This window comes from Marinactinospora thermotolerans DSM 45154 (genome assembly GCF_900167435.1).
GTDB lineage: Bacteria > Actinomycetota > Actinomycetes > Streptosporangiales > Streptosporangiaceae > Marinactinospora > Marinactinospora thermotolerans.
Map to the genome: position 1 here is coordinate 443750 of NZ_FUWS01000004.1, position 13211 is coordinate 456960.

A 13211-nucleotide genomic window follows, 5' to 3' on the forward strand; every position below is an offset into this window, starting at 1 on the left:
GCAAACCGGCGGCTCCACTCCCCCGCCCGCAGGGCCGCCCTCTAGGGTTCGGACATCGGATCGGTCTTTTGCGGAGGTGCAGTGGTGGCTGAGGACGTCGTGGCGGCGCTCGTGGCGGAACTGGGCGCGCACCAGGTGGTGAGCGACCCCCACGTGGCGGCCTCCTACGCCCATGACGAAGCCGAATGGGCGCCGTGCGGCACGCCGGCCGCGGTGGTGCGGCCCCGCTCCACCCAGGAGGTCGCCGCGACGGTGGCGGTGTGCGCGCGGCTGGGCGTGCCGCTGGTGGGGCGCGGCGCGGGCACGGGCCTGTCGGGGGCGGCCAACTCCGGCGAGGGCTGGGTGGTGGTGTCGTTCGAGCGGATGAACGCGATCGTGGAGATCGACCCCGCCGAGGCGACCGCGACGGTACAGCCCGGGGTGGTCAACGACGACCTGCGCGCGGCGGCGGCCGAGAAGGGCCTGTGGTACCCGCCGGACCCGGCCAGCTCCCCGTGGTCGACGATCGGGGGCAACGTCTCCACCAACGCCGGAGGACTGTGCTGCGTCAAGTACGGGGTGACCCGCGACTACGTGCTGGGCCTGGAGGCGGTGGTGGGCTCCGGTGACGTGGTGCGGCTGGGCCGGCGCACCGCCAAGGGGGTGACCGGCTATGACCTGTGCGGGCTGATGGTGGGGGCCGAGGGAACGCTCGGCCTGGTCACCGAGGTGACGCTGCGACTGCGCCCGTTGCGCCAGGGCCCCCAGCACACGGTGGTGGGCTACTTCGACACCCTGGCCCAGGCCGGTGCGGCGGTGGCCGCGGTGGCGGCGGCCGGCGTGGTGCCCTCGGCGTTGGAGCTGATCGACGAGTTCTGCCTGCGCGCGGTGGACGAGTGGAAGAACATGGGGCTGGCGGCCGAGGGCGCGGGGCTGCTGCTGGGGCGCAGCGACGCGCCGGGCGAGGCGGGAATCGCCGAGGCCCAGCAGATCCTGGCGTGCTTCGAGGGGGCGGGGGCGACGTTCGCGACACGTTCGACCGACTCCCAGGAGGCCGAGGCGCTGTTCGCGGCGCGCAGGCTGGCCTACCCCGCGTTGGAGCGGCTGGGGCCGCTGTTGACCGAGGATGTGTGCGTGCCCCGGGCGCAGGTGCCACAGATGCTGGAGCGCATCGAGGCGGCCGGCCGCCGTTTCGACACCCGTATCGGCAACATCGCCCACGCCGGTGACGGCAACCTGCATCCACTGTTCATCGTCCCGGCCGGGGACGAGGCGGCCAAGGCGCGGGCCCAGGAGGCGTTCGAGGTGATCGTGGACGAGGCGATCGCGTTGGGCGGCACGGTCACCGGGGAGCACGGCGTGGGGGTGCTGAAGAAGCGCGGGGCGGCGGCGGAGCTGGGGCCGCGGGTGCTGGAGATGCACCAGGCGGTCAAGTCGGCGCTGGACCCGTTGGGCATCTTCAACCCGGGCAAGGTGTTCGGCTGAGCCCTCCCTCCGCCGCCCCGCGCGGCGGGGAGCACGGCGCCGGTCGGGCAGCTCTCCTGGGGCGTTGGCCGTATCGGAGTCCGTCCTGTCCGCACGGGCGGGCCGCCGAGGGAAGGGCCATCCCCGCGCCGGCGCCGCCGCGCGCGTGGCCGGTTCTTCGGCGGCCCCGCCGGGGGCGGTCTGGAAGACGCCGAGCATGCGCTTGGCGCCCCGCTGCACCGCCTCCCGATCGAGTGGCGGGGGTGCGTTCGCCGCGGGCGTGTGGAGGCGGGTGGAAGCACGGTTCCCGGCCGGTGACCGACAGCTCGCCGGGGAAGCGGCCCTAGCGGGCGATCTGGTCGAGAGGTGCTCCTGCTGCAGGGGACCGAACACGCTACAACGGCTTCGTTGGCAAACCGCGCCCAGGTCACGGCTCTACCGCCCAATTCCGTGCTCCCCTCTTTCTCGCCCCGGACTCCTCCGTCTTGCTTCGCGGCCCCCGGCCGTACCAGACCGCCGCCCCCGGCGCCCAGGGAGCAGGGGCGGCGGCCCTTAGCGGCGGCAACACGCGGTTGTCGCCGACGGGTGCACGAGTGCGGGGGCGCGCGGCCGAGGCGGTGCAGAGCGGCCGCGCGCCCGGGTGAAGCCTTCCGTGACCATTGGTCGCCCCGCTCCAGGAGTCCGGCGTGGCGGCGCTCTCCCCGTTGACCGTTCCCCGGTGGCGCGCGTTCCTCCGGGACTACAGCTCCCGGTACTGGACCTCCACCGCTTTGCGGAACCTTGAGCGCACCGGGGTGGCCCACCTCGTGCCGAGCGAGGCCCAGCGCGCGTCGGGGTGGCTGGGCGGCGCCCCCGCGAGCGAGGAGGAGATCGCGGCCGTCGAGGAACGGTCAGGGGGTCGCCTGTCGCCCTCCTACCGCGACTTCCTATGGGCCACCAACGGCTTCACCGGGATCGGACGGGTCGCGCTGCTGCCCGTCGAGCAGGTGGGCTGGTTTCCCGACGCCCTACCAGGCGTGGGTGCAGGCGCCCCTCCCCCAGGTCCCCGCGCCGCTCCGGCGCTGCCTGCCGACCGGACAGACGACGGCGGCGGGTAACGGCTTGCCGCACGCCGGCAGCGTGGGCGCGGACGGCGCGTGCAGGGCGTGTGAGTGGCGGCCCGGTGAGGGGGCGGCTTCGAGCGCAACGACGACGTCGCCGCGCTGATGCGGCCGGCCTGCGACGGGCTCTCGCGGGTCGAGGAGGACCACAACGGGGTTCAGGGGGAGCGTCGTGACCTGGACGAGCCCCGCTGCGGGGGCTCCCCCGTCCTGCTTTTCGGCCGGCCGCGCCTGTGGCCCGGCGCGCACCCGCCGGGCCGCAGCCGGTCAGGGCAGGCGCAACCAGCCGGTGCGCACCCGCCAGTGGCCGCCGCCGCGCAGGTGGGCGACCACCGCGCGTTCCAGGCGGGTGCGCTGGGGCACCGCGTCGAGGTCCACGCGGGGGTGGCGGAAGACGAACCGGAACACGTCACCGTCACCATCGGCGCCGTCATCGTCGATGAGGGTGAAAAGGCGTTGGAAGGCGAGAATGTTGGAGTCGGCGGGCAGGTAGCGGGCCAAGGTGGGGTCCAGCAGCCAAGAGGTGCAGGTGGCCACCGCGACGTCGGTGTCGAAGTGCTCGGCGAAGAAGGGCCGGGCCCGGCGCAGCGAGTCCTGCACCGCCGCGGGGTCCAAGGGGCCGTCTTGGGGGATGTGCAGGCGCAGCGTCGGCTGCCCCGGGCGCAGCTCGGGGGCGAGGTCCTCGTCCTGGCCGGGCCCGTACCAGGTGACGGCCCCGATCGGGCCGAGCCGACCCGGCTCGTACTGCAACCGGCCCAGCTCATACAGGCCGCCGCGGTAGTGCAACGCCATCCACGTGGACGTCTCCAACCCGCAGCGGCCCAGCATCGTCCGGGTCTGGGCGAGGTGGCGGCCCATGTCGGCCAGCGTCGCCGCGGTGACCTCGGCGGGCACCCCGTGGCGGGCGTGGCGGGCGCGCAGCAGGGGCACGGCCGCGGCGAAGGCGAACACCGGCGCGCAGCGCACCCTCGCGTCGTCGACGTGGTCCAGGCGCGGCCAGTCCCGCCACATCCACGGGTCGTTGTCGACGTCGGCGACGATGCGCGCGTACATGCGCTCCACCAGCCACAGCGCCTCCCGCGGCCAGGAGTCGTCAGGCCACAGCGCGGCCAGCTCGGCGGCGTCTTGGGGCAGGGGCGCGAAGGGCTGCAACGCCTCGGCCGCGTCCTGCGGTGCGGGCAGGCGCAGGCCGGTGTCGGGCAGTTCGGCGATCTCCTTGAGCCACGGGGTCACATCGGCGCCCAGTCCCAGGCGCATCGCGATCGTTTCGGCGTCCATGGGCCTCATCCTGGCCTGTGCGCCGCGGCGGCGCCACGTCTTGATCCGCCGCGTTGCGCCGCGTCCACGGTGTGAGCCCAGGCCCTCACCGGTGAGGGGCCGCTCACACGCGGGGCATAGTCTGTATGGGCTACACCGATTCGCCTCACGCCTTAAGAAAAGGGGACGGACACCGATGGCCGATCCGGCGCGGCGGGTAGCCCAATGGCTCGCCGCCTACGACACCGCCGAAGCGTCAGTGGCCCACCTGCTGTGCGACCGCCACGACGGCGACAGCGTCGCGCTCACCGAGATCGGCCCCGACCTGGTCGGCCGCGACCTCACCTACGGCGAACTGGCCCACCGCTCCAGCGCCCTGGCCCAGGGGCTGGCCGGCCTGGGGGTGGGCCCCGGCGACCGCGTCGCCACCCTCGTGGGCAAAGGCCACGACCTGGCCGTCGCCGCCCTGGCCATCTGGCGGCTGGGCGCGGTCATGGTCCCCCTGTTCACCGGCTTCGCCCCCTCCGCGATCGCGCTGCGCCTACGCGGCTCGGCCGCCACCGTCGTCATCGCCGACGACGACCAGCGTCCCAAGCTCGACCCGGGTGAGGACATCCCCGCCGCCGCCCCCTGGCGGGTCGTCACCACCGGGCCCGCCCCGCTGCGCCCCGGCGACACCACCACCGCCGAGCTCTCCCACGGCCACACCGGCCTGCTCGCCCCGGCCGCCACCGGCGGCCACGCCCCTTTCATCCAGATCCACACCTCCGGCAGCGCCGGCCCGCCCACCAGCGTCGACGTGCCCGTGCGCGCCCTGGCCGCCTTCCACGCCTACCACCACTACGGTCTGGACGCCCGCCCCGACGACGTCTACTGGAACGCCACCGACCCCGGCTGGGCCTATGGCCTCTACTACGGGCTGGTCTCGCCCCTGCTCACCGGGCAGCGCAGCCTGCACCTGCGCGCCGGGTTCGACCCCGAGCTGACCCTGGAGGTCTTGGAGACCTTCGCCGTCACCAACTTCACCGCGGCCCCCACCGTCTACCGGGCGCTGCGTTCCACCGTGAAGACCCTGCCGCCCGGCATCGTCGTGCGGCACCTGTCCAGCACCGGCGAACCCCTCACCCCCGAGATCACCGCCTGGGCCCACGACACTTTCGGGGTCGCCGTCCACGACCACTACGGCCAGACCGAGATCGGCATGTGCGCCGGCGTGCACAACCACCCCGACCTGGCCGGGGCCGGCCCGGCCATGACCGCGCTACCGGGGTTCGACGTGCGCGTCTTGGACCCCTTGTCCGACAGCGAGGCCGCCCCCGGCGCCTTCGGCCGCCTGGCCGTGCGCGTGGACACCAGCCCCGCCATGTGGTTCACCGGCTACCACGAGGGCCCCCTCCCCAGCTCGCGCAGGTTCAGCCCTGATGGGCGCTGGTACCTCACCGGCGACACCGGCACCCGTGACCAGGCCGCGGGGCTGTCGCTGTTCTCCCGCGACGACGACGTCATCCTCACCTCCGGCTACCGGGTGGGCCCCTACGACGTCGAATCGGCGCTGTTGCACCATCCGGCCGTCGCCGAGGTCGCCGTGCACGGCGAACCCGACGAGCTGCGCGGGCGGATCATCGCCGCCCGCGTCGTCCTCAACGACGGGTTCTCCCCCAGCGACGAGTTGGCCGCCCGCCTCCAAGACACCGTCGAGACCCGGTTCGCCGCCCACGCCCGCCCCCACCGCATCATCTTCGTCGACGCCCTGCCCAAGACCCCCAGCGGCAAGATCCAACGGCTGCGGTTGCGGGCCTAGGCTCGCGGGGGCCTCACCGCTGCGCGACGATGCGGTCGATGCGCGCCGCCAGGTCGATGTCGCGTTCGGTGATCGCCCCCACCGCGTGCGTCGTCAACGCGAAGGTCACCTGGTTGTAGCGGATGTCGATGTCGGGATGGTGGCCCGCCTCCTGGGCGGCGTGGGCCACCGCGTTGACCCACTCGATCCCGCCGGGGAAGTCGGGGGCGTGCACGGTGCGGCGGATCTCATCGCCCACCCGCTCCCACCCGTCCAGGCCCGCCAGGGCCGCGGTGATCTCGGCGTCGTCCATGACCGCCATGACGACCACTCCTCAATCTCACCTCGCCCGGGCCGCCGCCCGGGTCCCTCCATGTCCACCGTGATACCCGGCCCCGGCCACTTCCTCCCACCCAGGAACAGCCTCGCCCTCCCGCATGTTGTCCCCGATCGCAGCCCACCATGCCCATTGTGAAAGGACCCCTGTGAAGATCGACGTCTACTCCGACATCGCCTGCCCGTGGTGCTATGTCGGCACCCGCCGTCTGCACCGCGCCCTGCAGACCTGGGGCCACCAGGCCGAGGTCACCTACCGGCCTTTCCAGCTCGACCCCACCGCGCCCCTGCGCCCCCGCCCGCTCAGCGACTACCTGCGGGAACGCTTCGGTGAGGCCGCCACGCAGATGAACGAGCGCCTCACCTCCCTGGGCGCGGCCGAGGGCATCGACTTTCGTATGGAGCGCGCCCAGGCGGTCAACACCCTCACCGCCCACCGGTTGCTGCACCACGCGCTCACCGACTACGGCCGCCCCACCCAGGCCCGCCTCAAGGAGGCCCTGTTGCGCGCCTACTTCACCGACGGCGTCAACGTCGCCGACCACGCCGCCCTGGCCGCGCTGGCCGGCGAGGCCGGCATGGACCGCGAGCGCGCCGAGGCCTACCTGGCCGGCGGTGCGGGCCTGGCCGAGGTGACCGAGGACATCGACCAGGCCCGCCGCATCGGGGTGCGCGCGGTCCCCACCTTCGTCTTCGCCTCCACCCACGCTTTGCAGGGCGCCCAGCCCGTTGAGACGTTCCTGCAGGCGCTGGAGCAGATCGGCGGCGAGCACGGCCACACCCCCGAGGCCGGCTGCGCCGATGGCACCTGCGCCGTGCCCTCCGGCGGCTGATCGGCGCCCCGCCCCGGCCAGCCGCGCCGGGGCGGGGCCTTAAGCGTCCGTGGCCAGGGGCTGCTTCCCGCGCCGCGACACGGCGCCGCGCTCGAAAGACTCCGCCCCGGCAAGCGCCCACAGGCCCGTCCTTGCCTCCTAGGCCCTGTCCGACAGGTGATCACCGGGTGGGAGCGAGGCGCGCTCCGTTCGCCTTGCCGTTGTGGCGCCGGCCGGTGATCCTGGGGAGATGCCAGGGCAGAGGAAGAGAAGGCGGCGGCAGGAGGCCGCGAGTCGGCGGCTTGCCGCTCGCGGCGTCCCGGAGGCCGGACGGTGGGAAGTGGTCCTGGAGACCGGGGACGGCGCGCAACTGCGCGCCCACGTGCGGCGTCTTCAGGAGGCGGGATGGGACGCCTCGCTGATCCGGATCGACACGCTCTGTGGCCGCCTGGAGTATCCGTCCCAGTACCGCCTGAGCCGGTTCGTGACGGGCCCCGCGTCCGGCTCCGGCGAGGAGCACGCGGATGGTTGATCTTGGGACGGGCCGGGGTGAGGGGCGCGGCATGGGGGCGCGTAGGGCCCTTGCCGCCCCACGTGGACGGGCGTGACCGTCCACGGCGGCAGGTGGTCGACGGTGTGCCGTGGTAGCCGCGGACCGGGGTCTGCTGGCGTGATCTCCCGGAAAGGCAGGGGCCGCTGCGGGGTGTCCCGCAGCGGTTCGCCCGGAAGGCGGAGGGCACCTGGGGTTCGTCTGGGGCCGCGGCGACGCGGCGGGCCGTGAATTCGAGACCCCGGAGAACGCGGCGCGCCGCCGTGGCGTCAGGACCGTCCGCCCGTACGCGGCAACCAGCACCCCCGGTCCGCGAACAGCCACGTTCCCTGACCGGCCCGGTGAACCGGGGCCGCGCCCTCGCGTCGCGACACCGCCGTGAGCCCGGTCCGCTGACCAGGGCCGCCCAGGAGGTCTCCGACGCCGTGATCAGTCACCGCGCGGTCCTCCCGCCGCCCCAGCCCCTTCTTCCCGCTCCAACGCGATGCGGCAGCGTTCGACCTGGTCGGCCACCTGTTCCATGAACCAGCGCATGATCTCGTAGGGGACGACGCGCTCGGCCGGGCTGTGGACGCGGACGGCCGGCTCCAGATCCGGGTCCTCGTCCGCGACAAGCGCGACCAGGAAGGCCGGGCCGGGCACGTGGGCCACCGCGGGCTCCTCGGCCCCCGTGGCCGGCGCCGGCACGGTCTCGCTCAGCTCCACGGCCCAGGCGTCCTCGGGCGAGGCGTAGTGGAAGAGGACGGCGTAGTGACGACCTTCGTGTTCCCGCAGCTCCCATGGCATGTCAGCGGGCTGCCATAGTGGCCGGAGCGGAGTCTCGCGGGTATCGGGCTCTCCCCCGGGCACAGCGGCCCCCGGTTGCGGGGCGTCCCTTAGGCGAGGTCCTGCGGATCGGTCGGCTCCACCGGCATCCCCTCGACGTCCTCGTCGTCCAACGGCACCGACGGCACCTCGGAAGGCCCCGGCGAGACCCGCGGCTCCTGCGTCCCCTCCTCCTGGGGCCGGCCCGGGGAGGGCTCGCCGCTGTCCCCCGGGGAGGAGCTCGGCGACGGCGACGGCTCGGCCGACTCCGTGCCTCCCCCTTGGGGCGTCTGCTCCCGGCCCGGCTCCCGGCCGCCCAGGGCCGACAGGTAGAGGTACAACAACACCAACAGCACCAGGAACAACAGCAGCAGCACCACCAGGCCCGCCACCACCCGCCGGTCCGGTTCGGCGTGCACCACCCCCGAACCCGCGCGGCCGGGAAGCCGGCCCCACCGCGGCGCGCCCCCACCGCCCTCGCCCGCCCAATACGGCGCCAACCTCACCCCGCCGGCCGAGGCTCCCCCCGCGCCGACCGGCTCCAAGAACACCTCCGCGCCGCGCCCGCCCTCCGCATAGGGCACCGCCACCCACGGAGCCGACAACGATGAGGTGGCCGCGGCCACCACCCGCGGCGGGCTCGCCACGCCGGCCCCCTTGGTCACCGCCGCGACGAACCGGTCGCGCGCCGCCGCATCGGCCGCCGCCCCCCGGCTCAGCATCGCCACGCTCACCGCCCGGCCGCGCCGGTCACGCGCCAGGTAGACCACGCCCACCGGACTGTCGGCCAGCCGCCCTTGCAGCCGGAACGCGCCCAACTGTCGCGGATCGGCGTCACGCAAAGCGGCCACGTCCCGCACCCCATCAGCCACCCCGAGGCCACCTCCCGTGCAACCCGCGCGGCACACCCACCCCAGCCACCCGTCCGGCCGCGTCCACAGCGGGTAGTCTCGCCGTTGCGTGACCACCAACGTACCCGGCCGCCGCCGGCACCGGGGAGCGCCCAGCCAGGAGAACGCCCATGCCCGAGCCCGCCACGCCCCGCTCGCCCGCATCCCCGCCGCCCGGTGACGCCACCCGCCTGCTGCGCGCCGCCCTGCACGAGGTCTCCACGGTCATCGTCGGTCAAGACCACATGGTCGAACGCACCCTCATCGCGCTCATCGCCCAAGGCCACTGCCTGCTCGAAGGCGTCCCCGGCGTCGCCAAGACCCTGGCCGTGTCCACCCTGGCCACCGTCACCGGCGGCACCTTCACCCGCATCCAGTTCACCCCCGACCTCGTCCCCTCCGACATCGTCGGCACCCGCATCTACCACCCCTCCACCGAACAGTTCGACGTCGAGCTGGGCCCCGTCTTCGCCAACTTCGTCCTCGCCGACGAGATCAACCGGGCCCCCGCCAAGGTCCAGTCCTCCCTGCTGGAGGTCATGGCCGAACGACAGGTCTCCCTGGGCGGCACCACCCACCCGCTGCCCGACCCCTTCATCGTCATCGCCACCCAAAACCCCGTCGAGTCCGAAGGCGTCTACCCGCTGCCCGAGGCCCAACGCGACCGGTTCCTCATGAAGGTCGTCGTCCCCCACCCGCGCGCCCACGAGGAGATGGAGATCCTGCGGCGCATGAGCACCCGCCCGCCCCGCCCCCAACGTGTCCTGGACCCCCTCACCCTCAAGGAACTGCAGGCCGACGCCGAGGCCGTCCAAGTCCACCAGCTCATCGCCGACTACGTGGTGCGCGTCATCATGGCCACCCGCGAACCCGAGTCCTACGGCCTGCCCGAACTGCGCCGCGTCATCGACGTCGGCGCCAGCCCGCGCGCCACCCTGGGCCTGGTCGCCGCCGCCCGCGCCCTGGCCCTCATCCGTGGCCGCGACTACGTCCTGCCCGACGACGTGCGCCTGCTCGCCCGCGATGTCATCTCCCACCGCCTCATCCTCACCTTCGACGCGCTCGCCGATGGCATCACCACCGACCAGGTCGTCGACCGGATCCTGGCCGCCGTGCCCCCGCCCCGCGTCATCTGGGACGAGCCGGCCGGCCCCGATGCCGCCACCGCCACCAGGTGAGAACCGTGGACCATCCCGCCGCGCCCATCGACCCGCGCCGCCACGCCGCGCTGCGCCGCCTGGAGCTGCGCGTGGTGCGCCGCCTCGACGGCCTGCTGCACGGCGAGCACCTGGGGCTGCGCCTGGGCCCCGGCTCCGAGCCCGCCGAGGCCCGCCTCTACCAGCCCGGCGAGGACGACGTGCGCCACATGGACTGGTCGGTCACCGCCCGCACCACCGTCCCCCACGTCCGCGACCTCGTCGCCGACCGCGAACTCGAAAGCTGGACCCTGCTGGACCTGTCGCCCAGCATGGACTTCGGCACCGCCCAGGCGCAAAAACGCGACGTCGCCATCGGCGCGCTGGCCGCCGTCACCGTGCTGACCCAGCGGGTCGGCGACCGCTTCGGCGCCCACCTCCTGCACGACGGCCGCATCCGCCGCTGGCCCGCGCGCTCGGGCAAGAACGCCTTGTTGTCCCTGCTGTCGGCGGTGGCCGCCACCCCGCACGCCGGCGCGGCCCCCCGCCCGGACCTGGCCGAGGCCATCACCGACCTGGCCCGCACCCGGCCCCGCCGCGGCCTGCGCGTCATCATCTCCGACTTCCTCGACCCCACCGCCGACCCCGCCGCCCCCGCCCCGTGGGAACGGCCCCTGCGCCGGCTGGCCAGCCGACATCAGACCCTGGCCGTGGAGGTCATCGATCCGCGGGAACTGGACCTGCCCGACATAGGATTGATCACCATGGCCGATCCCGAGACCGGACGCACCCGCGAGGTCCACCTGTCCGCCCGGGTGCGCCGCCGCTACGCCCACGCCGCGGCGGCCCAACGCGAGGCCGTGCGTTCGGGCCTGCTGCGCTGCGGTGTTCCCCACCTCACCCTGCGCACCGATCGCGACTGGGTCCGCGACATCGCCCGCTTCGTCATCGAACAGCGCCGCACCGCCCACCCCCCCCCCCCCCACACCCCCGCCACACCCCGCTGAGACCCGGGCCGTCCGCCCACCTCACCGCAGAAGGAGAAGCGCGTGACGTTCCTATCCGCCGGCCGGCTCTGGCTGCTCCTGGCCGTCCTCGCGCTCGTCGCCGCCTACCTGCTGCTGCAAAGACGCCGCACCCACTACGCGCTGCGCTTCACCAACCTCGCCCTGCTCGACCAGGTCGCCCCCGCCCGGCCGGGGTGGCGCCGCCACGTCACCGCCGCCCTGTTCCTGGCCACGTTGACCGTCCTGGTACTGGGGTTCGCCCGCCCGGCCATGCCCGTCGAGGTGCCCCGGGAACGCGCCACCATCATCGTCGCCATCGACGTCTCCCCCTCCATGGCCGCCAGCGACGTCGACCCCGACCGTCTCACCGCCGCCAAGGAGTCCGCGCAGCGTTTCGTGGAGGCCCTGCCCGACCGGTTCAACGTGGGCCTGGTCGCCTTCTCCTCCACCGCCGCCGTCATCTCCTCGCCCACCCACGACCACCAGGCCGTCGCCGATTCCATCGCGACCTTGCAGATCTCCCCGGGCACCGCCATCGGCGAGGGGGTTTTCACGTCGTTGCAGTCCATCTCCTCCTTCGACGAGGAGGCCGCCCAGGATCCGCCGCCGGCCGCCATCGTGCTGCTGTCGGACGGGGAGAACACCAGCGGACGCCCGGTCAGCTCCGCCGTGGACGCCGCCGCCGACGCCCAGGTGCCCGTCTCCACCATCGCTTTCGGCACCGGCGCCTCGATCATCGAGATCAACGGGCAATACGTCGAGGCCAACATCGACAAGGCCGCCCTGGAGGATCTCGCCGAAGGCACCCAGGGCCACTTCTATGAGGCCGAGTCCGAGGCCGAGCTGGAGGACGTCTACGACGACATCGGGTCCTCGCTGGGCACCGAGACCATCCACGAGGAGGTCGTGACCCTCTTCGTCGGCGTGGCCCTGGCCCTGGCGGCGGCCACCGCGGTGGCGTCCCTGCTGTGGTTCCAGCGCCTGCCCTGACCTCGCCCGCTCCCTCCCCCAATGATGCCCGGTATAGCCTCTTTGCCCGCTAACGTGGTGCCGTTTGCCCCGACAACCACGCAACGGAGAACGCTCATGCCGGCCCCCACCACCCTCTTCTTCGACCTCGACGACACCCTCCTGGACGACCACGCCGCCAGCAGCGCCGGCCTGCGCACCCTCATGGACCGCCTCGGCCACCCCGACTACAACGCCGCCCGCCGCCTCTGGGACATCCAGACCCACATCTCCTTCAGCGCCTACGTCGCCGGCCGCATCTCCCTCACCCAACAACGCCGAGAACGCATCCGCGCCCTGGCCACCCACGCCGGCCACCCCTGGATCTCCGACGAGCACAGCGACGACCTCTACCACAGCTACCTCGACTCCCACCGAGCCGCCTGGCGCGCCTTCCCCGACGTCGTGCCCACCCTCAACCGCCTCACCGCCGCCGGCATCACCCTCGGCGTCATCACCAACGGCCCCGAAGCCATGCAACGCGACAAACTCGCCGCCCTCGACATCACCCACTACTTCAAGATCATCGTCTGCGCCGACACCGCCGGAGCCGGCAAACCCGACCCCCGCATCTTCCACACCGCCTGCCACCACCTCGGCGTCACCCCCGACCGCTGCTGGCACATCGGCGACCAGCTCAAAGCCGACGCCATCGGCGCCCTGGCCGCCGGCATCCGCCCCATCCTCCTGGACCGCCACCGCCTCCACCCCGGCCAAGCCGACATCACCACCATCACCACCCTCGACGACCTGCCCCGCCTCCTCGGCCCCGCCGTCTCCGCCTCCACGGGGCTGCTGTGAACCCCCCCGCCCACGACCCGGCGCGCCCCCTGCGCCGGGTCACCGCCCACCTCATCGCCACCACCCCCCACCACACCACCGCCATCACCCACGCCAACGGCGCCCCCGCCCTCCCCGGCGCCCGCGTCCCCTTCGGCGCCGACCCCGCCGACATCGCCCGCACCGCCGCCGGCCTTCCCCCCACCACCCCCCTCACCCCCCACGACCTGCGCACCGAACTCCACCACCTGCCCGGCCCCCTCCACCTCCACATCGACCGCCTCTACTACACCGCCCCCGCTCCCCCC

At 73.7% G+C, this 13211-nt stretch carries 13 protein-coding genes and 1 pseudogene; 10 read left to right on the forward strand and 4 right to left on the reverse strand.

All coding sequences use genetic code 11. The features are described from left to right. Positions 1 to 84 precede the first annotated feature (84 nt). Positions 85 to 1464, forward strand: coding sequence for an FAD-binding oxidoreductase (locus B5D66_RS09870; RefSeq protein WP_200813588.1), 1380 nt, complete (start codon positions 85 to 87; stop codon positions 1462 to 1464). Positions 1465 to 2129: 665 nt separating this feature from the next. After that, the gene (locus B5D66_RS09875) at positions 2130 to 2540 is read left to right on the forward strand and encodes an SMI1/KNR4 family protein (protein ID WP_078761337.1); all 411 of its coding nucleotides are present in this window, start codon (positions 2130 to 2132) and stop codon (positions 2538 to 2540) included. Positions 2541 to 2810: 270 nt separating this feature from the next. Here the strand turns inward: B5D66_RS09875 and B5D66_RS09880 are convergent, their stop codons facing one another. Then, positions 2811 to 3821 (reverse strand): acyltransferase domain-containing protein, encoded by a 1011-nt coding sequence (locus tag B5D66_RS09880; RefSeq protein WP_078761338.1) that lies wholly within the window; start codon positions 3819 to 3821, stop codon positions 2811 to 2813. A 175-nt stretch (positions 3822 to 3996) separates the two neighbouring features. Between B5D66_RS09880 and B5D66_RS09885 the strand changes: the two genes are divergently transcribed. Further along, on the forward strand, positions 3997 to 5601 hold the full coding sequence (locus B5D66_RS09885) for an AMP-binding protein (RefSeq protein ID WP_078761339.1): 1605 nt from the start codon (positions 3997 to 3999) through the stop codon (positions 5599 to 5601). A gap of 13 nt (positions 5602 to 5614) precedes the next feature. Here the strand turns inward: B5D66_RS09885 and B5D66_RS09890 are convergent, their stop codons facing one another. Next, entirely contained in the window at positions 5615 to 5902 is a 288-nt protein-coding gene (locus tag B5D66_RS09890; protein ID WP_078761340.1) for a 4a-hydroxytetrahydrobiopterin dehydratase, read from the reverse strand. Between the two features lie 163 nt (positions 5903 to 6065). Here B5D66_RS09890 and B5D66_RS09895 point away from each other — a divergent pair, with 163 nt between their 5' ends. Then, positions 6066 to 6749, forward strand: a complete 684-nt coding sequence (locus tag B5D66_RS09895) for a DsbA family oxidoreductase (RefSeq protein ID WP_078761341.1) — start codon at positions 6066 to 6068, stop codon at positions 6747 to 6749. 319 nt (positions 6750 to 7068) lie between these two features. Further along, complete coding sequence (locus tag B5D66_RS09900; RefSeq protein WP_200813589.1) at positions 7069 to 7260, forward strand: hypothetical protein; 192 nt, start codon at positions 7069 to 7071, stop codon at positions 7258 to 7260. Positions 7261 to 7707: 447 nt separating this feature from the next. Here the strand turns inward: B5D66_RS09900 and B5D66_RS09905 are convergent, their stop codons facing one another. Both B5D66_RS09905 and B5D66_RS09910 read right to left on the reverse strand, forming a co-directional pair. Next, positions 7708 to 8064, reverse strand: coding sequence for a hypothetical protein (locus B5D66_RS09905; protein WP_078761343.1), 357 nt, complete (start codon positions 8062 to 8064; stop codon positions 7708 to 7710). A gap of 89 nt (positions 8065 to 8153) precedes the next feature. Next, positions 8154 to 8954, reverse strand: coding sequence for a hypothetical protein (locus B5D66_RS09910; protein WP_235000897.1), 801 nt, complete (start codon positions 8952 to 8954; stop codon positions 8154 to 8156). Positions 8955 to 9103: 149 nt separating this feature from the next. Here B5D66_RS09910 and B5D66_RS09915 point away from each other — a divergent pair, with 149 nt between their 5' ends. The 5 genes and pseudogenes from B5D66_RS09915 to B5D66_RS09935 form a co-directional block, all read left to right on the forward strand. After that, positions 9104 to 10150, forward strand: coding sequence for an AAA family ATPase (locus tag B5D66_RS09915; RefSeq protein ID WP_078761344.1), 1047 nt, complete (start codon positions 9104 to 9106; stop codon positions 10148 to 10150). Further along, positions 10147 to 11115, forward strand: coding sequence for a DUF58 domain-containing protein (locus B5D66_RS09920; RefSeq protein WP_394330046.1), 969 nt, complete (start codon positions 10147 to 10149; stop codon positions 11113 to 11115). Before B5D66_RS09915 ends, B5D66_RS09920 begins: the two co-directional genes overlap by 4 nt. A 42-nt stretch (positions 11116 to 11157) precedes the next feature. Continuing rightward, positions 11158 to 12105 carry a VWA domain-containing protein gene (locus B5D66_RS09925; protein ID WP_078761345.1) on the forward strand — a complete coding sequence of 316 codons (948 nt, stop codon included), beginning with the start codon at positions 11158 to 11160 and terminating at the stop codon, positions 12103 to 12105. Positions 12106 to 12201: 96 nt separating this feature from the next. Beyond that, positions 12202 to 12924, forward strand: a complete 723-nt coding sequence (locus B5D66_RS09930; RefSeq protein ID WP_078761346.1) for an HAD family hydrolase — start codon at positions 12202 to 12204, stop codon at positions 12922 to 12924. Beyond that, a pseudogene (locus B5D66_RS09935) lies at positions 12921 to 13211 on the forward strand (hypothetical protein); the annotation flags it as partial. The gene B5D66_RS09930 and the pseudogene B5D66_RS09935, both read left to right, overlap by 4 nt.